16 protein-coding genes are annotated in these 21,661 nt (G+C 66.0%); 7 read left to right on the forward strand and 9 right to left on the reverse strand.

All coding sequences use genetic code 11. From position 1 onward, the window contains the following. Nucleotides 1-21: 21 nt before the first annotated feature. A complete protein-coding gene (gene lplT, locus P5W98_RS06495) occupies nucleotides 22-1,332 on the reverse strand; it encodes a lysophospholipid transporter LplT (protein WP_421023828.1) in 1,311 nt (436 codons plus the stop codon). A 219-nt stretch (nucleotides 1,333-1,551) separates the two neighbouring features. On the opposite strand from lplT, the gene alr reads away from it, so the two are divergent. From alr to P5W98_RS06510, 3 genes are all read left to right on the forward strand, one after another. Further along, the gene (gene alr / locus P5W98_RS06500) at nucleotides 1,552-2,622 is read left to right on the forward strand and encodes an alanine racemase (RefSeq protein WP_421023829.1); all 1,071 of its coding nucleotides are present in this window, start codon (nucleotides 1,552-1,554) and stop codon (nucleotides 2,620-2,622) included. Between the two features lie 19 nt (nucleotides 2,623-2,641). Beyond that, nucleotides 2,642-4,018, forward strand: a complete 1,377-nt coding sequence (radA, locus tag P5W98_RS06505; protein ID WP_035531908.1) for a DNA repair protein RadA — start codon at nucleotides 2,642-2,644, stop codon at nucleotides 4,016-4,018. A gap of 131 nt (nucleotides 4,019-4,149) precedes the next feature. Beyond that, complete coding sequence (locus P5W98_RS06510) at nucleotides 4,150-4,419, forward strand: DUF2866 domain-containing protein (protein WP_421023830.1); 270 nt, start codon at nucleotides 4,150-4,152, stop codon at nucleotides 4,417-4,419. A gap of 111 nt (nucleotides 4,420-4,530) precedes the next feature. Here the strand turns inward: P5W98_RS06510 and P5W98_RS06515 are convergent, their stop codons facing one another. Both P5W98_RS06515 and P5W98_RS06520 read right to left on the reverse strand, forming a co-directional pair. Further along, nucleotides 4,531-5,700: a CaiB/BaiF CoA transferase family protein gene (locus P5W98_RS06515; protein WP_421025204.1), complete on the reverse strand. Its 1,170-nt coding sequence runs from the start codon at nucleotides 5,698-5,700 to the stop codon at nucleotides 4,531-4,533. Nucleotides 5,701-5,801: 101 nt separating this feature from the next. Further along, entirely contained in the window at nucleotides 5,802-7,748 is a 1,947-nt protein-coding gene (locus P5W98_RS06520; protein ID WP_421023831.1) for an ATP-binding cassette domain-containing protein, read from the reverse strand. 100 nt (nucleotides 7,749-7,848) lie between these two features. On the opposite strand from P5W98_RS06520, the gene P5W98_RS06525 reads away from it, so the two are divergent. Then, nucleotides 7,849-8,331 (forward strand): glutathione peroxidase, encoded by a 483-nt coding sequence (locus P5W98_RS06525; RefSeq protein WP_421023832.1) that lies wholly within the window; start codon nucleotides 7,849-7,851, stop codon nucleotides 8,329-8,331. Between the two features lie 27 nt (nucleotides 8,332-8,358). Here the strand turns inward: P5W98_RS06525 and cls are convergent, their stop codons facing one another. The 6 genes from cls to dapC all read right to left on the reverse strand — a co-directional run bounded on the left by cls (nucleotide 8,359) and on the right by dapC (nucleotide 14,744). After that, nucleotides 8,359-9,858, reverse strand: coding sequence for a cardiolipin synthase (gene cls / locus P5W98_RS06530; protein ID WP_421023833.1), 1,500 nt, complete (start codon nucleotides 9,856-9,858; stop codon nucleotides 8,359-8,361). A gap of 220 nt (nucleotides 9,859-10,078) precedes the next feature. Then, nucleotides 10,079-10,975, reverse strand: coding sequence for a 50S ribosomal protein L3 N(5)-glutamine methyltransferase (gene prmB, locus P5W98_RS06535; protein ID WP_421023834.1), 897 nt, complete (start codon nucleotides 10,973-10,975; stop codon nucleotides 10,079-10,081). Nucleotides 10,976-11,000: 25 nt separating this feature from the next. Then, nucleotides 11,001-12,140, reverse strand: a complete 1,140-nt coding sequence (dapE, locus tag P5W98_RS06540) for a succinyl-diaminopimelate desuccinylase (RefSeq protein ID WP_421023835.1) — start codon at nucleotides 12,138-12,140, stop codon at nucleotides 11,001-11,003. 94 nt (nucleotides 12,141-12,234) lie between these two features. Then, nucleotides 12,235-12,603 (reverse strand): ArsC family reductase, encoded by a 369-nt coding sequence (locus P5W98_RS06545; protein WP_035531888.1) that lies wholly within the window; start codon nucleotides 12,601-12,603, stop codon nucleotides 12,235-12,237. Then, nucleotides 12,603-13,430 carry a 2,3,4,5-tetrahydropyridine-2,6-dicarboxylate N-succinyltransferase gene (dapD, locus tag P5W98_RS06550; protein WP_421023836.1) on the reverse strand — a complete coding sequence of 276 codons (828 nt, stop codon included), beginning with the start codon at nucleotides 13,428-13,430 and terminating at the stop codon, nucleotides 12,603-12,605. The genes P5W98_RS06545 and dapD overlap by 1 nt, the downstream gene beginning before the upstream one ends. Before the next feature lie 78 nt (nucleotides 13,431-13,508). Beyond that, a complete protein-coding gene (gene dapC, locus P5W98_RS06555) occupies nucleotides 13,509-14,744 on the reverse strand; it encodes a succinyldiaminopimelate transaminase (protein WP_421023837.1) in 1,236 nt (411 codons plus the stop codon). 540 nt (nucleotides 14,745-15,284) lie between these two features. Here dapC and P5W98_RS06560 point away from each other — a divergent pair. The 3 genes from P5W98_RS06560 (at nucleotide 15,285) to P5W98_RS06570 (ending at nucleotide 21,490) form a co-directional block, all read left to right on the forward strand. Further along, on the forward strand, nucleotides 15,285-16,358 hold the full coding sequence (locus P5W98_RS06560; protein WP_421023838.1) for a DMT family transporter: 1,074 nt from the start codon (nucleotides 15,285-15,287) through the stop codon (nucleotides 16,356-16,358). A gap of 202 nt (nucleotides 16,359-16,560) precedes the next feature. Further along, on the forward strand, nucleotides 16,561-20,079 hold the full coding sequence (smc, locus tag P5W98_RS06565; protein WP_421079405.1) for a chromosome segregation protein SMC: 3,519 nt from the start codon (nucleotides 16,561-16,563) through the stop codon (nucleotides 20,077-20,079). A gap of 82 nt (nucleotides 20,080-20,161) precedes the next feature. Further along, nucleotides 20,162-21,490 (forward strand): cell division protein ZipA C-terminal FtsZ-binding domain-containing protein, encoded by a 1,329-nt coding sequence (locus P5W98_RS06570; protein ID WP_421023840.1) that lies wholly within the window; start codon nucleotides 20,162-20,164, stop codon nucleotides 21,488-21,490. Nucleotides 21,491-21,661: the final 171 nt, after the last annotated feature.

Consider the following 21,661-nt stretch of genomic DNA (forward strand, 5'->3'; position numbering starts at 1 on the left):
ACCGCCGCGCGGACGCGGGATTCAGTGGCGATGATTTTCGCCGATCAGCGCGACCGAGTCGAACGAGCGCTGATTGGCCTGGTGGCGTCGCATCACGAGCCACATCATCAGGCAGACGAAGGTGCCGAAAAGCACGATCACGATGGTCACGGGCACATCGAGCCAGACGAGCACGGCGTAGAGGCACAGCATCACGAGCACCGAGAGGTTCTCGTTGAAATTCTGCACGGCGATCGAGTGACCGGCGGAGAGCAGCACGTGGCCGCGATGCTGGAGCAGCGCGTTCATCGGCACGACGAAGAAACCCGAGAGCGCGCCCACCACCATCAGGAAGATATAGGCGAACACGAGGTAGCCCGGGATGCGCATATGGCCGATATGCAGGCCCCAGTGCGGCGGAAACAGGCTGCGCGTGTAAAACGCCATGAGCATGACGGCGATGCCCATCATGATGCCTACTGGCAGCACCGAGAGCGACTTCTTGAGCGGCACGCGCGCGGCGGCGATCATCGCGCCGGCGGCGACGCCCACGGCCACCACGGCTTGCAGCACAGCGCTTTCCGATAGCGACATGCCGAGCGACACTTCGGCCCACTTGAGCACGATGAATTGCAGCGTCGCGCCGGCGCCCCAGAACAGCGTCGTGACCGCGAGCGAAATCTGGCCGAGCTTGTCGCGCCAGAGCGTGTTGAAACACTCGGCGAAGTCGGTGATGAGGCGGATCGGCCCGTGCTGCTGGCGCGGATAGCGCGCGCCGGTGTCGGGGATGCGCAGATTGAAGAGCGCGGCGATCACGTAGATGACCATGATCACGAGCATCGCGGCTTCGGCGGGGGTGCTGATCGAGGCGGGCGTGTGGCGAATGATGTGGGCGGCGATATGCGGGCTGATCAGCGCGCCGCCGAGCACTGTGCCGAGGATGATCGAGCCGACCGTGGTGCCTTCGATCCAGCCGTTGGCGGCCACGAGGCGCTCAGGCGGCAGCAGTTCCGTGAGAATGCCGTACTTGGCCGGCGAATAGGCCGCCGCGCCGAAGCCGACCACCCCATAGGCAAACAGCGGGTGCGTGCCGGCGAGCATGATGGCGCAGCCCGCGACCTTGATCGTGTTCGTGATGAACATGACCTGGCCCTTGGGGCGGGAATCAGCGAAGGCGCCGACGAATGCGGCAAGAACGACGTAGGAGAGGACGAAGAACAGCTTGAGCAGCGGCGTCATCCAGTTCGGGGCGTGGAGGTCTTTCAGCAGTGCGATTGCAGCGATGAGGAGCGCATTGTCGGCCAACGACGAAAAAAACTGCGCGGCCATGATGGTGTAAAAGCCTTTTTTCATCTGATGCGATGCTTTCCTCGCTGCGGTCCGTCCGCCCCGGACGGGTGGGAGGCATCCGGGCTTTATTACGTTCGAAATGGGTTGTGCGCAGGGCTTTATATCACGAAAATAGCGTGATTCGGACTAGCACATTCCTTGACCGCCTGTCAGACAGGCCTGACGGGTGCTGAAATCACCCTGTAAGGTCCTGATTCAAAAGCGTCTTTGCGAAAAAATCCCATGCCTCGCCCCCTTTCCGCCACGATTCACACCACCGCTCTCGCCAATAATCTCGCCGTCGTCCGCAAATACGCGCCGCAGTCGAAAATCTGGGCCGTGGTCAAGGCCAATGCCTACGGGCACGGGCTTGCGCGCGCTTTTCCCGGCCTGCGCGCGACCGACGGTTTTGGCCTGCTCGACCTCGAAGAGGCGGTGAAATTGCGCGAACTGGGCTGGGCCGGGCCGATTCTGCTGCTGGAGGGCTTCTTCCGGCCGACCGACATTGACGTCATCGACCGCTATAGCCTCACCACGGTGATCCATTGCGACGAACAAATGCGCATGCTCGAAATGGCGCGTCTGTCCAAGCCGCTCAATGTTCAGCTCAAGATGAACAGCGGCATGAACCGGCTCGGCTATACGCCGGAGAAATACCGTGCGGCGTGGGAGCGGGCGCGCGCTTGCCCCGGCATCGGCCAGATCACCTTGATGACGCACTTTTCGGACGCCGATACGCCGCGCGGCATCGGCGCGCAGATGGCGGCGTTCGAGCGCGGCGCGCAAGGCATCGCGGGCACGCGCAGCCTTGCGAACTCGGCGGCCACGTTATGGCATCCCGAATCGCATTTCGACTGGGTGCGCCCCGGCATCATTCTGTATGGCGCTTCGCCTTCGGGCGCGGCCTCGGCGCTCGATGGCGTCGGTTTGCAGCCGGCCATGACGCTTGCCTCCGAGATCATCGCCACGCAGACGATCGCTGAAGGCCAGAGTGTCGGCTACGGCTCGATCTTCACGGCGCGCCAGCCGATGCGCATCGGCGTGGTGGCCTGCGGCTACGCGGACGGCTATCCGCGCGTCGCGCCCGAAGGCACGCCCGTGATCGTCGAAGGCGTGCGCACGCGCGTTGTCGGGCGCATCTCCATGGACATGCTCACGGTCGATCTCACGCCGGTGCAGGGCGCGGGCGTGGGCGCGCGCGTCGAGCTGTGGGGCACGAACTTGCCTATCGACGATGTCGCGCAAGCATGCGGCACGATCGGCTACGAGCTGATGTGTGCGGTCGCGCCGCGCGTGCCGGTTCGCGCGGAATAAACCCACCATGGCAAAAAGCATGGCGAAGGCGAAGACGCTCTATATCTGCACCGAATGCGGCGGACAGGCGCCGAAATGGCAAGGACAGTGCCCCGCATGCGGCACGTGGAACACACTGGTCGAGAGCGTTGCGGAGCCGGCCGGCAATCACCGCTTTCAGGCGCTGGCAAAGAGCGCGCCGGTGCGGCGTCTGGCCGATATCGAGGCGTCCGACGTGCCGCGCTTCACCACCGGTGTCGGCGAGTTCGATCGCGTGCTGGGCGGTGGTCTGGTCGCGGGCGGCGTGGTGCTGATCGGCGGCGATCCGGGCATCGGCAAGTCCACGCTGCTCCTGCAGTCGCTCGCGCAGATCGCGGCCGAGCGGCGCGCGCTCTACGTGAGCGGTGAGGAGTCGGCGGCACAAATCGCGTTGCGCGCGCAACGGCTTGCCTTGCTCGATCCGGGCTCGAAGGCGAGCGAGCTGCAATTGCTCGCCGAAATCCAGCTCGAAAAAATCCAGGCGACCATCGAGGCCGAAAAGCCCGACGTCGCCGTGATCGACTCCATCCAGACCATCTATTCCGAGGCGCTCACCTCCGCACCCGGGTCGGTTGCGCAGGTGCGCGAGTGTGCCGCGCAGCTCACGCGCATTGCCAAGCAGTCGGGCACGGCCATCATCATGGTTGGCCACGTGACGAAGGAGGGCAATCTCGCGGGCCCGCGCGTGCTGGAGCACATCGTCGACACGGTGCTGTACTTCGAGGGCGACACGCACTCGTCGTTCCGGCTCGTGCGCGCGTTCAAGAACCGCTTCGGCGCGGTCAACGAGCTGGGTGTGTTCGCGATGACCGAGCGCGGGCTGCGCGGCGTGGCCAATCCGTCGGCGCTGTTTCTCTCGCAGCACGAGCAAAGCGTGCCGGGCTCCTGCGTGCTGGTGACCCAGGAGGGCTCGCGGCCGCTGCTCGTGGAAGTGCAGGCGCTCGTCGATACGGCGCAGGTGCCCAATCCGCGCCGCCTCGCGGTCGGGCTGGAGCAGAACCGCCTCGCGCTGCTGCTGGCGGTACTGCATCGCCATGCCGGCATCGGCTGCTTCGATCAGGATGTATTCCTGAACGCGGTGGGCGGCGTCAAGATCACCGAACCGGCCGCCGACCTCGCCGTGCTGCTTTCCATCCACTCATCGATGCGTAACAAGGCGTTGCCAAAGGGCCTGATCGTATTTGGCGAAGTGGGGCTCGCCGGGGAGATCCGGCCCTCGCCGCGCGGGCAGGATCGCTTGAAGGAAGCGGCCAAGCTCGGCTTTACGTGTGCGCTGATTCCCCGCGCCAATGCGCCGAAACAGCCGATCGAGGGATTGAACGTCATCGCCGTGGAGCGGATCGAGGAAGCCATCGACCGCGTGCGTGAGCTCGAGTAGGGCGGGCGCGCCGCCGCGGTCTGGCGCGTAATGATTGGTAACAACCCTGGTACGCACTGTAACCTTTTCGTTTCGTGATTTCCCTATGCTTTCGCGATGCTCAACCCGCATCCAGCGGAAAGGATAGCGACTTGAAACAGACAGAATCGTCCATCGGCATCGGCGGTAGCTCGATCGTCGTGCGCGGCTGCCGGGTCTCCGAGCCGCTCTTGCAGCCCTGGGGCAGTAGCTGTCGCATCGTCGAGTGGATCGACAGCGACGGCCGCATTTCGCGTCAGGTGGTGGCTGGCAACGTGACCGCGGCTCAGGTGCGCAGCACCATCGCGCATCATGTGGAAGGCCGCAAGCACGTACTTTACGACGACGAGCGCTCGCCACGTCAGACTTTGCCGCGTCGTTAGGCCGGAGCCTGCAGCTCGGCTTCGCACCGTTCAATCTTCATCGTGAAAATGGGCGCTTGATGCTCCGCTTCGGCGCCGGCAAGCGCCCATTTTCATTTACGGCTTCTTCAGTCAGCCCCAAGGACCATAGTTGAACGGCTTCTTGCCGGGCGCCTGGCCGGCTGGCGCGGGGTTGCTCCCAGCCGTTGCGGTGGGCGCGGCCGTACCCTGACTGGTTGCGTTGCGCGCAGTGGCCTCGCGCTGGGCAGCGGCGTCGTCGAGCAGGGCTTGCAGCACGTCGGGGTTGAACAGCGGGTGGTTGGCAGCCTCGCCGGGCTTGAGGACGGGGGAGACGCAACAATCGATCACCTCTAGCCGGTCGATCCACGTCTGCAGCGTTTCGCTCGCGATGAGCGCGGCCAGTTCGCGCGTGAGCGCCGCTGCGTCCGCCCCGCCTGGCGTCTGGCCGAGGCTCCAGTGCCGCCGGGCCCAATCCTCGCGGCCAATGGCCGTGCACAGCGTTTGCCAAAACTTCAGTTCGAGCGCACCCACGGCGAGCCAGCGCTCGTCCAGCGTGCGGTACAGGTTGTAGCAGGGCACGCCACCATTGAGCAGGCCGCCGCCGGGCTGGAGCGCCGCTGCGTCGTCGTTGGCGAGTGCGACGTGAGCCATCACGTTGTGCGCATGCGCCTGGTGCGCCATCGAAACATCGACGAAACGGCCTTCGCCGCCACGCGCCACGTGCCAGAGCGCGGCGAGGATCTGCGAGAGCGCGGCTTGCGCACCGCCGAGCAGGTCGGCGATCTGGAAGTTCGGCAGCACGGGCTCGCCTTCATGCGTGGCGATCTGGTCGAGCACGCCCGCGTACGCGATGTAGTTCAGATCGTGGCCGGCCCGGTCGGAGAACGGCCCGTTCGCGCCATAGCCGGTGATCGCGCAGTAGACGAGCTTGGGATTATTCGCGCGCAAGGTTTCGTAGCCGAGGCCGAGCCGCTCCATCACACCGGGGCGGAAGCTCTCCACGAGCACATCGGCATCGCGCGCGAGCGCGAGCAAGACGGCGCGGCCGCCTTCCGATTTGAGATCGAGCCGCGTCTCGCGCTTGCCCCGGTTGACGAGCCGGTAGAACGCGCCTGGCCGGCCCGCGATTTCGTCCTCGGCGCTTTGCATCATGTTGCGCGCTGCGTCGCCGGCGCCGGGCGGTTCGATCTTCAGCACGTCGGCACCCATTTCCGCGAGGCGCAGCGTGGCTACGGGACCAGGCAGGAGGCGGGTCAGATCGAGAACGCGCAGGCCCTGCAATGCGGGGGGGGTCGACACTCGATTCGACACTCGTTTGCTCCTGATTAGCGCCTGACAATGGGAATGACCGTGTGGGGATGACCGTGGCGGCGCCGATTGTGTCAGCCGATCTGCTCAAGCTCCTCGTGCGCGCCGAGCCAGTCGGCTTCGAGCGTTTCGAGGCGCGCCTGGACTTCGGCTTGACGGCGGATCGCTTCGGTCAGCCGGGTCTTTTGCGCCGGCTCATAGCTGGCCGGGTCGGCGACGAACGCGTCCAGCGTGCCTTTCTCGGCATTGAGTGCATCCATCTCCTTTTCTATCTTGCCGATTTTCGCCTGCAATGGCTTTTTCAGGTGCGAGAGCCGCTGGCGCGTCTCCGCTTCCTGGCGCCGTTGCTCCTTGCGGTTCACGGCGTCGCCCGTGTCGCCATCCAGCGCATTTGCCGTGCCGAGCGCCGCGCTCTTGATGGCTGCGCGCTGTTCGGCGGCGTGCTGGAGCAGCCAGTCGCGGTAATCGTCGAGATCGCCGTCGAACGGTTGCAGGCGATGCTTCGCCACCAGCATGAACTGGTCGGTCGTGGCGCGCAGCAAATGCCGGTCGTGCGACACGAGGATCAGCGTGCCTTCGAATTGCGCGAGTGCCATGGTGAGCGCGTGGCGCGTTTCCAGGTCGAGGTGGTTGGTCGGCTCGTCGAGCAGCAGGAGGTTCGGCTTCTGCCAGATGATGAGCGCGAGCGCGAGGCGTGCTTTCTCGCCGCCCGAGAATGGGGCAATGGGCGCCGTGGCCATCTCGCCCGGAAAGTTAAAGCCGCCCAGGAAGTCGCGCAGTTCCTGCTCGCGCGTGTCGGGCGCGAGGCGCGCGAGGTGCTGTAACGGCGTGTCTTCCGGGCGCAGCGTTTCCAGTTGATGCTGCGCGAAATAGCCGATCTGCAGGCCCTTGCCGGTGCGCAATTCGCCCGAGAGCGGCGCGAGCGTTGCGGCAAGCGTCTTGATGAGCGTGGACTTGCCTTGTCCGTTCGCGCCGAGCAGGCCGATGCGCTGGCCGTTCTGGATCGACAGCGCGACGCCCTCGACGATGGGCGTTTCGGTGCCGTCGTCGGCACGGTAACCGCAGCGCACCGTGTCCATCACGAGCATCGGATTGGGCGCGGAGTCGGGCGTGCGGAACTCGAACGTGAACGGCGAGCTTGCGTGCGCGGGCGCGATCAGCTCCATCTTCTCCAGCGCCTTGACGCGGCTCTGTGCCTGGCGCGCCTTGGTGGCCTTTGCCTTGAAGCGGTCGATGAAGCTTTGCAGATGCGCGACGGTCTTCTGCTGCTTTTCGTAGGCACTTTGCTGGAGCGCCAGCTGTTGTGCGCGCAGGATTTCGAACTGCGAGTAGTTGCCGCCGTAGCGTTTGACCTGCTGGTTTTCCAGATGCAGCGTGACGTTGCAGACGGAATCGAGAAACTCGCGGTCGTGCGAGATCACGACCAGCGTGCCGGGGTAGCGGTGGAGCCAGTCTTCGAGCCAGACGATCGCGTCGAGGTCGAGGTGGTTAGTGGGTTCGTCGAGCAGCAACAGGTCCGAGCGGCACATCAGCGCCTGGGCGAGGTTCAGGCGCATGCGCCAGCCGCCCGAGAAGCTCGCCACCGGTTGCTGCGTTTGCTCCATGGTGAAGCCGAGGCCCAGCAGCAGCGCCTCGGCGCGCGCGGGCGCGGTGTAGCCGTCGGCGTCAGCGAAGGCGGCGTGCGCCTCGGCCTCGGCCGCGCCGTCGTGGGCCGCAGAGGCAGAGGCGATGCGCGCCTCGATTTCGCGCAGCGCGGCGTCGCCATCGAGCGCGTATTCCAGCGCGTTTTTCTCGACGGCCGGCGTTTCCTGCGCGACGTGGGCGATCTGCCACGACGGCGGCATCGAAAAATCGCCGGCATCCGCATGCAACTCGCCGCGCAGCACGGCGAAGAGCGTGGACTTGCCCGCGCCATTGGCGCCGACGAGGCCGACCTTTTCGCCCGGATTCAGGGTGAACGAGGTCTGGTCGAAAAGCGGCTTGGTGCCGCGGGCGAGGCTGAATTGATTGAAGCGGATCACGAGAGCGCTGGCGCGGACAAAACCGCGGATAAAACGTAAAGCGCTATTTTAACCGGGCCGGTTTTCTCACGTAGACTGGCGCTTTCGTTGGGAGAGCCAGATGTCGACGGTTTATTCGTTTTCGGCCACGCCGCTCGGTGGTGGCGCGCCAGTGAGCCTCGCGCAATACGAGGGCAAGATCATGCTGATCGTCAATACGGCGAGCGAATGCGGATTCACGCCGCAGTACCAGGGCTTGCAGAAGCTCCACGAGCAGTACGCCGCGCGCGGCCTCGCGGTGCTCGGTTTTCCGTGCAACCAGTTCGGCAAGCAGGAGCCGGGCGACGCCGCGCAAATCGGCGCCTTCTGCGAGAAGAACTTCGGCGTCACGTTTCCGATGTTCGAGAAGGTCGAGGTGAACGGCGCGAACGCGCACCCGCTGTACCAGTGGCTCAAGGGCGAGGCGCCGGGGCTGCTCGGCATCGGGCGGATCAAATGGAACTTCACGAAGTTTCTCGTGGGTCGCGATGGCAAGGTCGTCAAGCGCTATGCGCCCGCCACGAAACCCGACGCCATTGCTGCGGACATCGAGCAACTGCTGTAAAGGCGTACCGGCTAGATCGTGGGCGGGCTACAGAACGGGCGCGAAGAGGCGGGCAACATGCATCGAGATCTTGCGCCACGCGTGGGCGTCGCGATATTCGCTGCGGTCGATCTCGAAGGTCTGCTCGAAGTCGTGCAGCAGCATCGCCTCGACTTCGGCGGCGAAGCCGCGGTGCACGGTCAGCACCATGATTTCGAAATTCAGGCGGAACGAGCGGTTGTCCAGGTTCGCGCTCCCGATGGCGGCGGCGGTGTCGTCGATCAGCACGACTTTCTGGTGCAGGAAGCCCGGCTTGTAGCGGAAGATGCGAATGCCCGCGCGCAGCGCGTCGTAGGCGTAGAGCGTGGACGCCTCGAACACCACGAAGTGATCGCGCCGGCTCGGGATCATGATGCGTACGTCCACGCCGCGCAGCGCCGCGAGGCGCAGCGCCGAGAGCACCGCTTCGTCGGGCACGAGGTAAGGCGTGGTGATCCAGACGCGTTTTTTCGCGGCGTTGATCGCCTCGACGAAAAAGAGCGAGCAGGTCTCCTGACGATCGGCGGGGCCGGTGGGCATCACGAGGCAGTGCATGTCGCTGCGCTCGCGCGACTCGACCCGTGACTCGACCCGCGGCTCGACTCGCTGCATGAGGGCGGGCGGTTCGCAGCCGGGCAGTTCCTGGGTGACCCAGTACCAGTCTTCGGTGAAGGCGAACTGAATGTTGGCCACCACCGGGCCGCGCACCTCGATATGCGTGTCGCGCCACGGCGAGAGCGGCGCCTTTGCGCCCAGATATTCGACGCCTACGTTATGGCCGCCCACGAACGCGCGCTCGCCGTCCACCACCACGATCTTGCGGTGGTTGCGGAAGTTGAGCTGGAAGCGGTTGACGAAGCGGCGCTTTGCCGAGAACGGATGCACTTCGATGCCGCCCGCACGAAGCTCGTGCACGTAGCGCGCCGGCAGGTCGAAGCTGCCGATGCTGTCGTAGAGGAACAGCACGCGCACGCCGCGCGCGGTGCAGGCGAGCAGCGCGTCCTTGAGCATGTCGCCGAGCGCGTCGGCGCGCACGATGAAGAACTGCACGATCACGTAGCGGCGCGCTTGTTCGATCGCGTCGAAGATCGCAGAAAACGTGGCTTCGCCATTGACGAGCGTACGCACCGTGTTGCCCGCCACGAGCGGCATGCCGGCCAGGCGCGAGAACGAGCGGATCATGCGCGTGCTCAGTTCGTCGACGGGCCAGTCGGACGTATTGGCCAGTTCGTCATCGGGGCCGCCGGGCGGGCGCCAGGCGGGCATGTGCGCGCGCGTGCGCAAGGTTTCGTTGCGTAGACGCCGTGCGTCCGCATAGCCCTCGAACTTGCTGCGGCCGAGGAACAGATAGGGGATCAGCGTGAAGTAGGGCATCGTCGCGAGCGAGACGGCCCAGGCGATTGCGCCTTGCGAGGTGCGCGTATTGAGGATGGCGTGGCAGGCGGCGATCAGGCCGAGCAAATGGGTGATCGCGAGCAGAATGCCCAGGGTTGACCAGTCGAATCGCATAAAGGCGCGGGACGCTCCTGAAGCCGTGCGGCGCAGCTGCGAGTGCGAGCCGTGCGAACCGCGTGAGCCGGGAAACATTCATCTTACCGAACCCTGTCGCGCCGCGGCGAGTCTGCTTGCACGCCGGCATTGCGCTAATCGGGAGCGCGTGAGGGCGCGCCGCGGCCCGGCAGCGTTCCCGAGTGCATTCGAGCGCTGCCGGACCGCTATTTCCCCATGCTCAGACCGGCAGGTCAGCGGCCTGGATCAGGAACACCTGGTCGTCGCCCGCGCTCGTCGAGAGCCAGACGAGTTCGAGGCCGCCGAACGCGGCTTCCACGTTCGCGCGCTCGTTGCCGATTTCGACCACGAGCACGCCGTCGTCGGTCAGCCAGTTACGCGCTTGCCCGATGATGCGGCGCACGATATCCATGCCGTCCGCGCCGCCCGCGAGCGCCATCTCCGGCTCGTGGCGGTACTCGGGCGGCAGCGCCTGCATCGATTCGGCGTTCACGTACGGCGGATTCGTGATGATCACGTCGTAGCGGCGCTCGGGCAGCGGCGCGTACAGGTCGCCTTCGAAGAGCGCGATGCGCTCGTCGAGACCGTGCTCGTGCACGTTGCGCGCCGCGACTTCGAGCGCGGGCGCCGAGAGGTCGACGGCGTCGATGTCGGCGTTCGGGAACGCGTGCGCCGCGAGGATCGCAAGGCTTGCGGAACCCGTGCACAGCTCGAGCACGGCGGTGACCTGCTCGGGGTCTTCCACGTAGGGCTGCAAACCGTCTTCGAGTAGTTCGCCGATGAACGAGCGCGGCACGATCACGCGCTCATCCACGTAAAAGCGCAGGCCGTGCATCCACGCTTCCTGCGTGATGTAGGCGGCCGGCACGCGCTCGTTGGCGCGGCGCTCGATCACGGCGAGCACCTTGTCGATTTCCTCGGGCGCGAGGCGCGCGTCGAGAAACGGATCGAGCAGGTCGAGCGGCAGATGCAGCGTATGCAGGATCAGATACGCGGCTTCGTCGTAGGCGTTGGTCGAGCCATGGCCGAACGCGAGATGCGCGGCCGAAAAGCGCGAGACGCCGTAGCGCAGCAGGTCGCGCACGGTGGAAAAGGTCGTGGCTAGTGAATGGGGCATGTCATTGACTCCAGCAATAGGCCGCTCAGGCGATCAGTTGTTCCAGCACGCGACGGTACACGTTCTTGAGCGGGTCGACGAATTTTACTTCGATATGCTCATCGATCTTGTGGATGCTGCCATTGGGCGGTCCGAACTCCACGACCTGCTCGCACATGCGCGCGATGAAACGGCCATCGGACGTGCCGCCCGTGGTCGACAGTTCGGTTTTCACGCCGGTCTCGCCGAGGATCGCCTGTTCGAGCGCATCCGAAAGCGCACCGCGCGGGGTGAGGAAGGGCAGGCCGCTCACGCTCCAGTGCAGATCGTATTCGAGGCCGTGCTTGTCGAGAATCGCATGCACGCGCTTTTGCAGGCCTTCCACCGTGCTCGCGGTCGAAAAGCGGAAGTTGAACATCACGTCGGCATGGCCGGGGATCACGTTGGAGGCGCCGGTGCCGCTATGGATGTTGGAAACCTGCCAGGTGGTAGGCGGGAAGTACTCGTTGCCGTCGTCCCATTTTTCGGCGACGAGGTCGGCTAGCGCGGGCGCGAGCAGATGCACCGGATTCTTCGCGAGATGCGGATAGGCAATGTGGCCCTGCACGCCCTTCACGACGAGCTTGCCCGACATCGATCCGCGCCGGCCGTTCTTCACGCAGTCGCCGAGCGTGTGCGTGGAAGTAGGCTCGCCCACGATGCAGTAATCCATCTTTTCGCCGCGCGCCTGCAGCGCTTCGACGACCTTGACGGTGCCGTCGGTGGCGGGGCCTTCCTCGTCGCTCGTGATGAGAAAGGCGATCGCGCCGCGATGCTGCGGATGCGCGGCAACGAACTCTTCGCTCGCCACCACGAACGCCGCGAGCGAGGTCTTCATGTCGGCGGCGCCGCGTCCGTAGAGCTTGCCGTCGCGGTGCGCGGGCTCGAACGGCGGCGAGCTCCATTGCTCGAGCGGGCCGGTGGGCACTACGTCGGTGTGCCCCGCGAAGGCGAGCAGCGGGCCCGCGGCGCCGCCCGTGCCGCGCTTGACGGCCCACAGGTTGGTCACGCCGTTGGATTCGATCGTTTCGCACGCGAAGCCGAGCGCACCGAGGCGTTCGGTCATGATGCGCTGGCAGTGCTGGTCGTCGGGCGTCACGGACGCGCGGGCGATCAGGGCTTCGGTAAGGGCGAGGGTGGCGGACATGAATGAACCACTTTCAATAAAAATGCCGGCGCCGCTGATCGAACAGGGGCCGGCAACAGCAACGGAAAACCGTTTCAGGCGAACGGCGCTTTTCTCAAGCGAACAGCGCCTCGTATTGTTCGGCGGAAAAACCCAGCGTCTTCACACGGCCATTCACGGCCACGACCGGCCGCTTGATGATCGACGGCTTGTGGATCATCAGCGCGATCGCGCCGGCGGTCGTGTCGGCTTCGGCCTTGTGCACGTCGGACAGGCCGCGCCAGGTCGTGCCGCGCTTGTTGATGAGCAGATCCAGAGACACATCCTTGAGCCAGTCCTGGACCAGCGCATTCGACACGCCGGCCTTCTTGAAGTCGTGGAATTCGAACTCGATGCCGTGCTCTTCGAGCCACACGCGGGCCTTCTTCACGGTGTCGCAGTTCGGAATGCCGTAGACGACGACGGTTTTTGCGGCCTTCGCCATCAGTCGCCTCGCAGCAGCTCGTTCAGGCCGACCTTGGCGCGCGTCTTCGCGTCGACCTTCTTGACGATCACGGCGCAGTAGAGGCTGTGCGAGCCGTCCTTCGAGGGCAGGTTGCCGGCCACCACGACCGAGCCTGCCGGAATGCGGCCGTACGAGACTTCGCCGGTTTCGCGGTCGAAGATCTTGGTCGACTGGCCGAGGTACACGCCCATCGAGATGACCGAGTTTTCCTCGACGATCACGCCTTCCACGACTTCCGAACGCGCGCCGATGAAGCAGTTGTCTTCGATGATGACGGGGTTGGCCTGCAGCGGCTCCAGCACGCCGCCGATGCCCACGCCGCCCGAGAGGTGCACGTTCTTGCCGATCTGCGCGCACGAGCCGACAGTGGCCCACGTGTCGACCATCGTGCCCTCATCGACATAGGCGCCGATGTTGGTGTACGACGGCATCAGCACGACGTTCTTCGCGATGAACGAGCCGCGGCGCGCGATGGCCGGCGGCACGACGCGGAAGCCGCCCGCGGCGAAGTCTTCGGCCGTGTAGTTGGCGAACTTCGAGGGCACCTTGTCGTAGAACTGGCTGTAGCCGCCGGCGGGCATCGGCACGTTGTCTTCCAGGCGGAACGACAGCAGCACGGCCTTCTTCACCCATTGGTTGACGACCCAGTCGCCGTCCTTCTTCTCGGCGCAGCGTAGCGCGCCTTTGTCCAGCTCGGCGATGACGTGGGCGACGGCTTCGCGCACGTCGTTCGGAGCCGACTTGGGCGAGAAGTCGGCGCGGTTTTCCCAGGCGGTGTCGATGATCTGCTGAAGTTGTTGCGACATGATGGTGGTTTCGTATGAGTTCAAGTGCGATGACTCGCGCATCCGGGGACGGGCGCGCGTACGTAGATGGCTTTACTGTTACTGCTTGAGCGAGCGGCAGAACTCGACGATGCGCTGCGCGCCCTCGATGCACTCCTCGACGTCGGCGACGAGCGCCATGCGGACGAAGTCTTTGCCGGGATTCGCGCCATGCGCTTCGCGAGCGAGGTACGAGCCGGGCAGAACCGTCACATTATAGTCGGCGTAGAGGCGCTGGGCGAACGCGGTATCCGTAAGGCCAGTGCGCGCGACGTTGGCCCACAGATAGAACGCGGCGTCGGGCAGTTTCACATCGAGCACGTCGGCGAGCATCGGCGTCACGGTCGAAAACTTCTGCAGATACTTCGCGCGGTTCTCGCGCACGTGCGCCTCGTCGCCCCAGGCCGCGATGCTGGCGGACTGCCAGACCGGCGACAGCGCCGAGCCGTGGTACGTGCGGTAAAGGAGAAACTGCTTGAGCAGGGCCGCGTCGCCCGCGACGAAGCCCGAGCGCATGCCGGGCGCGTTCGAGCGCTTTGAGAGGCTCGAGAGCATGATCAGACGCTCGAAGCCGCGGCCGAGCTGGTGCGCCGCTTCCAGGCCGCCGAGCGGCGGATGTGCTTCGTCGAAGTAGATTTCCGAGTAGCACTCGTCGGAGGCGATCACGAAGCCGTAGCGCTCGGAGAGCGCGAACAGCTCGCGCCAGTCCTCGAGGGTGAGCACGGCGCCCGTCGGATTGCCCGGCGAGCAGACATAGAGCAACTGCGTGCGCGCCCAGACCTCTTCGGGGACCTGCGAATAATCGCAGGCGAAGTTGCGGCTGGGATCGCTGTTCACGAAGTACGGCTCGGCGCCTGCGAGCAGCGCAGCGCCTTCGTAGATCTGGTAGAACGGATTCGGACAGAGTACGATCGGCCGCTTTGCCGGATCTTTTGCTCCCGCCGAGGGATTCGCCGTCGGGTTCACTACGGCCTGGGCGAGCGCGAAGAGCGCCTCGCGCGAGCCGCACACGGGCAGCACTTGCGTGTTCGCGTCGATGGCGGGCAGGCTGTAGCGCTCGGTCACCCATTTCGCGATCGCCTCGCGCAGCGCGGGGCTGCCGGCCGTGGCCGGGTAGGCCGACAGGCCGTCGAGCGAAGCGACGATGGCGTCGCGGATCAGCGCGGGCGTCGGATGTTTCGGCTCGCCGATCCCGAAGCTGATATGGCGCAGGCCGGCATTCGGCGCGACGTCCTTGAAGAGCGCACGCAGCTTTTCGAAGGGATAGGGCTGGAGAGTGTCGAGTAGCGGATTCACGGGCTTGGCGGGCGAAAGGCGAAATACGGTTGGACAGCGCGCGGTGCAATGGTCGGCATATCGGCCGGCAGCGGCGGCCCGGCTTCGGCGACGATGTGATCCGATGTAACCCGGCGCGGCGATGTCGTGGCCATGATAGGGCCGGTTTCTGCCGTGCCTGGCGGCGCGATCCGGCATGGATGGCGTGGATCGCGGCGGCACGGAGCTTGTCGCGCGTCGGGGATGAAGGCTGCTGCGGCTGGAAAAGCGTCGATTATAACGTGGCGATGCACGGCCTGCGGGCGCTCCGGCGTGTGCGCAGGCAAGGCATGTGGCCCGGACCATGATCCAGAAATGCACCCGGAAGGCCCGGTGGGCGCGCTTCGGCGACGAAGCTTGCTCGGGCGTGGCGCAACGCGCATACCGCACATACGGCATCGGGCAAGACAAACCGGCAGGACAGTCAGCAACAAACGAGAAGCAGCAAAGGAGGAGTATGCAGTCCGAAAAGCAGCCGTTGCGCGCTGTCTTCGCGCGGGCGCGGTGTGAGAGAGCCGGGCGATGAACACGAGCCTGAAGTCCGGCTGGCCGACGCTCGCCATCATGATCGGCGCCTCGGTGTGGGGCGTGATCTGGTATCCACTGCGCACGCTCGCTAGCCTCGGGCTGACCGGCACGGCCGCCGGAGCGGCCACTAGTGCGGCGGGGTGCCTCTTCGTGCTGTTGTTGCGCCATCGCTCGATCGCCACGGTGCGCTGGCACTGGGTGCTGCCGATGCTTGGGCTGGCTGCGGGCGTGGCCAATATGGGCTTCGTGTGGGGCGCGATCCACGGCGAAGTGATGCGTGTGCTCCTGCTGTTCTACCTCACGCCGGCATGGACGGCGATCTACGCGCATTTCATCCTGAACGAGCGCCTCACGGGGGCTGGCGCGGCGCTTTCCGCGCTGTCGCTGCTGGGCGCGGCGCTCATGCTGTGGTCGCCGAAGCTCGGCGTGCCGTTGCCGGCCAACGCGGCCGAATGGGCGGGGCTCGCGGGCGGCATGGGCTTCGCGATGAGCAATGTGCTCGTGGTGAAGACGAGCCGCGTGCTGCCGCAGATGAAGCCGGAGATGCGCACTGCCGTGATCTTTGCCGGGGCGGCGATCTGCGGCGTCGTGGCGTCGCGCTTCGAGCCGACGCCGGTGCTGCACGGCGGCGAGCCGCTGGCGCGCATCGTGCTGCTGGTGGTCGTGCTCGGGCTGCTGCTGAGCTCGAACAACATGCTGGTGCAGTATGGCCTCGCGCGCGTGCCTGCGAACCGCGCGTCGATCATCATGCTGTTCGAACTCGTGGTGACCGCGCTTTCGTCGTGGCTGCTCGCGGGTGAAACGCCAGGGCCGCGCGAGTGCGCGGGCGGCGCATGCATCGTGCTGGCCACGCTGCTGTCGAGCTGGGTGCACCGCGCGCAGGACGCCAAAGCGGGCGGGAGGCACGAGCAGCACGCGAGCGCCGATGCCAGCGTGATTGCCCACGCGCAAGCGTGCCCGATCGACGAAAGCGGCGAAGGCGACGATGCCGACGGCGGGACCCATGACGCCGGCGACCCCGGAGCTTCGCCGCGCAGCGGGCAGAAAGGCGCGCGCACGATGGTATGATTGCCGCTGATCCTCGCCGGGCGGGCGCGCACACAGTGCTTCGCGCGGCGAGCCGTGGCAGCTGCCCGAGATGTAGTGCCCGAAGTGCTGGTGTTGTGCCTGAAGCGCCCGCAGCATTCGATGCGTGACCCATGCGCGTGCGGCGCATGGCTTGCGGCGCGGGCGGTCCCGTTCACTTCCCTATTCAAACAGCGATATCGCCGTGCGTCTGACCTCGATTAAACTCGCTGGCTTCAAATCCTTCGTCGATCCCACGCATTTCCAGGTCCCGGGCCAACTCGTCGGGGTGGTCGGGCCCAATGGCTGTGGCAAATCGAACATCATCGACGCCGTGCGCTGGGTGCTCGGAGAATCGCGCGCCTCGGAACTGCGCGGCGAGTCGATGCAGGACGTCATTTTCAACGGTTCCACCGCGCGCAAGCCCGGCAGCCGCGCGAGCGTCGAACTCGTGTTCGACAACGCCGACGGGCGCGCCGCGGGCCAGTGGGGCCAGTATGCCGAGATCGCCGTCAAGCGCGTGCTCACGCGCGACGGCACCTCAAGCTACTACATCAACAATCTGCCGGCGCGCCGGCGCGACATCCAGGACATCTTCCTCGGCACCGGCCTCGGGCCGCGTGCGTACGCGATCATCGGGCAGGGCATGATCGCGCGCATCATCGAGGCGAAGCCCGAAGAACTGCGCGTGTTCCTCGAAGAGGCCGCGGGTGTCTCGAAGTACAAGGAGCGCCGCCGCGAGACGGAAAACCGTCTGCACGACACGCGCGAGAACCTCACGCGCGTGGAGGACATCGTGCGCGAGCTCTCCACCAACCTGGAGAAGCTCGAAGGGCAGGCCGTGGTGGCGACCAGGTTCCGCGAGCTGCAAGCCGAAGGCGAAGAAAAGCAGCGCCTGCTATGGCTCTTGCGCAAGAACGAAGCGGCCGGCGAGCAGCAGCGCCAGCAGCGCGCGATCGAGCAGGCGCAGATCGACCTGGAGCGGCACACCGCGCAGCTGCGCGAAGTCGAAGCGCAGCTCGAAACGCTGCGCGTCGCGCACTATTCGGCCAGCGATGCGATGCAGGGCGCGCAAGGCTCGCTCTATGAAGCGAACGCCGAAGTGAGCCGCCTCGAAGCGGAAATCAAGTTCATCGTCGAATCGCGCAATCGGGTGCAGGCGCAGATCGCGGCGCTCACCGCCCAGCGCGAGCAATGGCAGGTGCAGGCGCAGAAGGCCCAGGACGACATCGCCGATGCCGAAGAGCAGCTCGCGATGGGCGAGGAGAAGGCAGCCATCGCCGAAGAACAGGCGGCGGCGAAGCAGGAAGCGCTGCCCGCGCTCGAAAACCGCTGGCGCGACGCTCAGTCCCAACTGAACGACGAGCGCGCGGGCATCGCGCGCACCGAGCAGGCGATCAAGCTCGAAGCCGCGCATCAGCGCAACGCCGATCAGATGCTCCAGCAGCTTCAGCAGCGCCACGAGCGCTTGAACTCGGAGGAAGGCGGGCTCGACGCACCCGACGAAGCACAGCTCGAAGAGTTGCGCATGCAACTGGCCGAGCAGGAAGAGATCCTGCACGAGGCGCAGCAGCGCCTTGCCGATGCGCAGGAAGCCGTGCCACGCCTCGACGCCGAGCGCCGCGCCGCGCACGAGCGTGTGCAGGCCGAAGGCGCGCAGATCCATCAGCTCGAAGCGCGCCTCGCGGCGCTCAAGCAGCTTCAGGAGAACGTGCAGACCGAAGGCAAGATCCAGCCGTGGCTCGAGCGCCATGAACTGGGCGCGCTGCCGCGTTTGTGGAAGAAGCTCCATGTCGAAGCCGGCTGGGAGACCGGGCTCGAGGCCGTGCTGCGCGAGCGCCTGGCCGCGCTCGAAGTGTCGAACCTCGACTGGGTGAAGGCATTCGCGACAGACGCGCCGCCGGCCAAGCTCGCGTTCTACGCGCCGCCGCCCGCTGGCCCGGCGCTGGCCGCGCCTGCGGGCCTCACGCCGCTGCTTTCTCTCGTGCGCATCGACGACGCGGGCCTGCGCGCGGTGCTCAACGAATGGCTCGGCACGACGTTCGTGGCCGCCGATCTGGCCGAAGCGCTCGCGAAGCGCGCGCAGTTGCCCGAAGGCGGCGCGTTTGTGGTGAAGGCAGGCCATGTGGTGACGCGCGTGGGCGTGCAGCTCTATGCCGCCGACTCGGAGCAGGCGGGCATGCTGGCGCGCCAGCAGGAAATCGAAAACCTCACGCGTCAGGTGCGCGCCCAGGCGCTGCTCGCCGACGACGCACGTGCCGTCGCCGTGCGCGCCGAGGCCGCGCACACCCAGGCGGCCCAGGCGCTCACCGAAGTGCGCCAGCAGGCCGAACGCGCGACGCAGCGGGTGCACGCGCTGCAGATGGAGGTGCTCAAGCTCACTCAGGCGCACGAGCGCTACACGGCGCGCAGCACGCAGATCCGCGAGGAACTCGAAGAGATCCGCGCACAGATCGAAGAGCAGCGCGCGCTGCGCGCAGAGTCGGAGGCGAACTTCGAGCGTCACGACGTCGAGCTCGCCGAATTGCAGGCTCGCTTCGAAGACAATCAACTGGCGTTCGAGGCGCTCGACGAGGAATTGGGCAGCGCCCGCAACGAGGCGCGCGATCTCGAGCGCGCGGCGGGCGATGCACGCTTCGCGGCGCGCAACATGGCCAACCGCATCGAAGAGCTCAAGCGCAACATCCAGGTCGCGCACGATCAGAGCGAGCGCGTGGCCGCCTCGCTCGAAGACGCGCGCGCGGAGCTGGAAACGATCAACGAGCAGACCGCGCACACGGGGTTGCAGGACGCGCTGGAAATACGTGCGGAGAAGGAAGAGGCGCTGCGCGCCGCGCGCGCCGAGCTCGACGACCTGAGCGCGAAGCTGCGCGCAGCCGACGAGATGCGTCTCACCGCCGAGCGCGCACTGCAACCGCTGCGCGACCGCATCACCGAATTGCAGTTGAAGGAGCAGGCCGCGCGACTGAACGGCGAGCAGTTCGTCGAGCAACTGCAGGCTGCGGGCGTGGACGAAACCGCGCTGCAGGAGAAGCTTTCGCCCGACCTCAAACCTTCGTATCTGCAGGGCGAAGTTACGCGCATCAATAACGCGATCACGGCGCTGGGGCCGGTCAACATGGCCGCGCTAGACGAACTGGCCGCCGCGAAGGAGCGCAAGGTCTTCCTCGACGCGCAGTCCGCCGACCTCACGAGCGCGATCGAAACGCTCGAAGACGCGATCCGCAAGATCGACCAGGAAACGCGCACGCTGCTGCAAGGCACCTTCGACGAGGTGAACCGGCATTTCGGCGACTTGTTCCCGCGCCTCTTCGGCGGCGGCCAGGCGAAGCTCATCATGACCGGCGACGAGATTCTCGACGCCGGCGTGCAGGTGATGGCGCAGCCGCCCGGCAAGAAGAACTCGACGATCCACCTGCTCTCGGGCGGCGAGAAGGCGCTCACCGCCACGGCGCTCGTGTTCGCGATGTTCCAGTTGAACCCGGCGCCGTTCTGTCTGCTCGACGAAGTGGACGCGCCGCTCGACGACGCCAACACGGAACGCTTCGCCAATCTGGTGCGCGCGATGTCGGACAAGACGCAGTTCCTGTTCATCTCGCACAACAAGATCGCGATGGAGATGGCGCAGCAATTGATTGGCGTGACGATGCAGGAGCAGGGCGTTTCGCGCATCGTTGCGGTCGACATGGAAACGGCGGCGGGTTTCGCACAGAATACGGCCTGATGGCCACGCACGCGGCGTGCGTGTTCGGGAAGGATGAAGGGACCAGGCGCGCCGCCGGAAAAGAATTGCAGATGGAGCATGCATGGATCAGTTGACTCTCGGTTTGATCGGCGCGGGTGCCGTGGTCGTCGGGGGCGTAGTGGTGTACAACGCGTGGCAGAACGCCAAAGTGCGCCGGCGCATGCCGCGCCCGATGCCCGAGGAAGCGGTCGAGGCGCCGTTGCGCGACGACCTGAACGAGCAGAGCCCGTTCATCGAGCCAGCCCGCGCGCCGGCCAAACGCGAGCCGTCGCTCGCGGGCGGCAGCGCCGCCGAGGAGCGCATGGAGCCGGGCTTCGGCGCGGTGGCGCCCGCGGATACGCCGGTGGACATCCAGGCGGAGAGAACTTCGTCGAATGGCTTTTCGAGCGACGAGGCTGAGGAGGCCGACGAGTCGCTTGCGTCCTCAACGGAGCACGGCGAGCCCGCGGCTGATGTCGCGAAGGATGAGAAGCGCGACGAAAAGCATGATGAAAAGCAGGGCGAAAAGCGCGCGGAAGACGATCGCGTCGAGCCGGTGCTGCCGGCCGCTACGACGATATCGTCGGCGCCGCCCGCCATCGTGGATCGGCGCATCGACTGCATCGTGCCGATCCGGCTCGGCGGGCCGCAGCCCGGCGAGCGCGTGATTCCGCTTGCGCAGCGTTTGCGTCGCGCGGGCAGCAAGCCGGTGCATATCGAAGGCAAGCCCGAAGGCGGCGATGGTTGGGAACTGCTGCAAAACGGCGTGCGCTACGAGGAATTGCGCGCGGCCGCGCAGCTGGCGAATCGCAACGGTCCGCTCAACGAACTGGAGTTCTCCGAGTTCGTCGCGGGCGTCCAGCAGTTCGCGGATGCGCTCGATGGCCTGCCCGAATTCCCCGATATGACCGAAACTGTTGCGATGGCCCGTGAGCTCGACGGCTTCGCGGCGCAGTGCGATGCCCAGCTGTCGATCAACGTGCTCTCGGACGGCGCGCCGTGGTCGGCGAACTACGTGCAGGCGGTGGCCGCCCAGGACGGCTTGCTGCTTTCGCGCGATGGCACGCGTTTCGTGAAGCTCGATTCGAAGCAGAGCCCGGTGTTCATGCTGCAATTCGGCGACACCAACTTCCTGCGCGACGATCTCACCTACAAGGGCGGCCAGATGATTACCCTGGTTCTCGACGTGCCGGTGGCCGACGAAGACATCCTGCCGTTCCGCCTGATGTGCGATTACGCTCGCTCGCTCGCGGAACGCATCGGCGGCCGCGTGGTGGACGATCAACGCCGGCCGCTGCCGGAGTCCGTGCTGCAGTCCATCGACAAGCAGCTCATGACGCTCTACGCAAAGCTCGAGCAGGCCGGCATTCCGGCGGGTTCGCCGGCCACGCGGCGGCTCTTCAGCCAGTAAGGGCTAAGTCTTTGCCATTGCGAGAAGCGCGGCGCCATCACGGCGCCGCGCTTTTTGTGCGGGGCGCAAACGCGAGCTTGCAAACGCGGGCCGTTCGGCGACGCACGAAGCTGGCCGCTCGGCCGATGCCACGGCGGTGGCTTCCTGAGATAATCTGACAATCCAGATCAC

It is taken from the genome of Paraburkholderia sp. A1BS-2L, assembly GCF_051125205.1.
In the GTDB taxonomy this organism is placed as follows: Bacteria; Pseudomonadota; Gammaproteobacteria; order Burkholderiales; family Burkholderiaceae; genus Paraburkholderia.

Bases quoted from the DNA above. Each gene is read 5' to 3' on its own strand.
- prmB (WP_421023834.1), bottom strand. From the start codon at position 10,975: ATGCCCCATTCACTAGCCACGACCTTTTCCACCGTGCGCGACCTGCTG.
- dapD (WP_421023836.1), bottom strand. From the start codon at position 13,430: ATGTCGCAACAACTTCAGCAGATCATCGACACCGCCTGGGAAAACCGC.
- P5W98_RS06545 (WP_035531888.1), bottom strand. From the start codon at position 12,603: ATGGCGAAGGCCGCAAAAACCGTCGTCGTCTACGGCATTCCGAACTGC.
- radA (WP_035531908.1), top strand. From the start codon at position 2,642: ATGGCGAAGGCGAAGACGCTCTATATCTGCACCGAATGCGGCGGACAG.
- lplT (WP_421023828.1), bottom strand. From the start codon at position 1,332: ATGAAAAAAGGCTTTTACACCATCATGGCCGCGCAGTTTTTTTCGTCG.
- P5W98_RS06570 (WP_421023840.1), top strand. From the start codon at position 20,162: ATGGATCAGTTGACTCTCGGTTTGATCGGCGCGGGTGCCGTGGTCGTC.
- alr (WP_421023829.1), top strand. From the start codon at position 1,552: ATGCCTCGCCCCCTTTCCGCCACGATTCACACCACCGCTCTCGCCAAT.
- P5W98_RS06525 (WP_421023832.1), top strand. From the start codon at position 7,849: ATGTCGACGGTTTATTCGTTTTCGGCCACGCCGCTCGGTGGTGGCGCG.
- dapE (WP_421023835.1), bottom strand. From the start codon at position 12,140: ATGTCCGCCACCCTCGCCCTTACCGAAGCCCTGATCGCCCGCGCGTCC.
- cls (WP_421023833.1), bottom strand. From the start codon at position 9,858: ATGCGATTCGACTGGTCAACCCTGGGCATTCTGCTCGCGATCACCCAT.
- P5W98_RS06560 (WP_421023838.1), top strand. From the start codon at position 15,285: ATGAACACGAGCCTGAAGTCCGGCTGGCCGACGCTCGCCATCATGATC.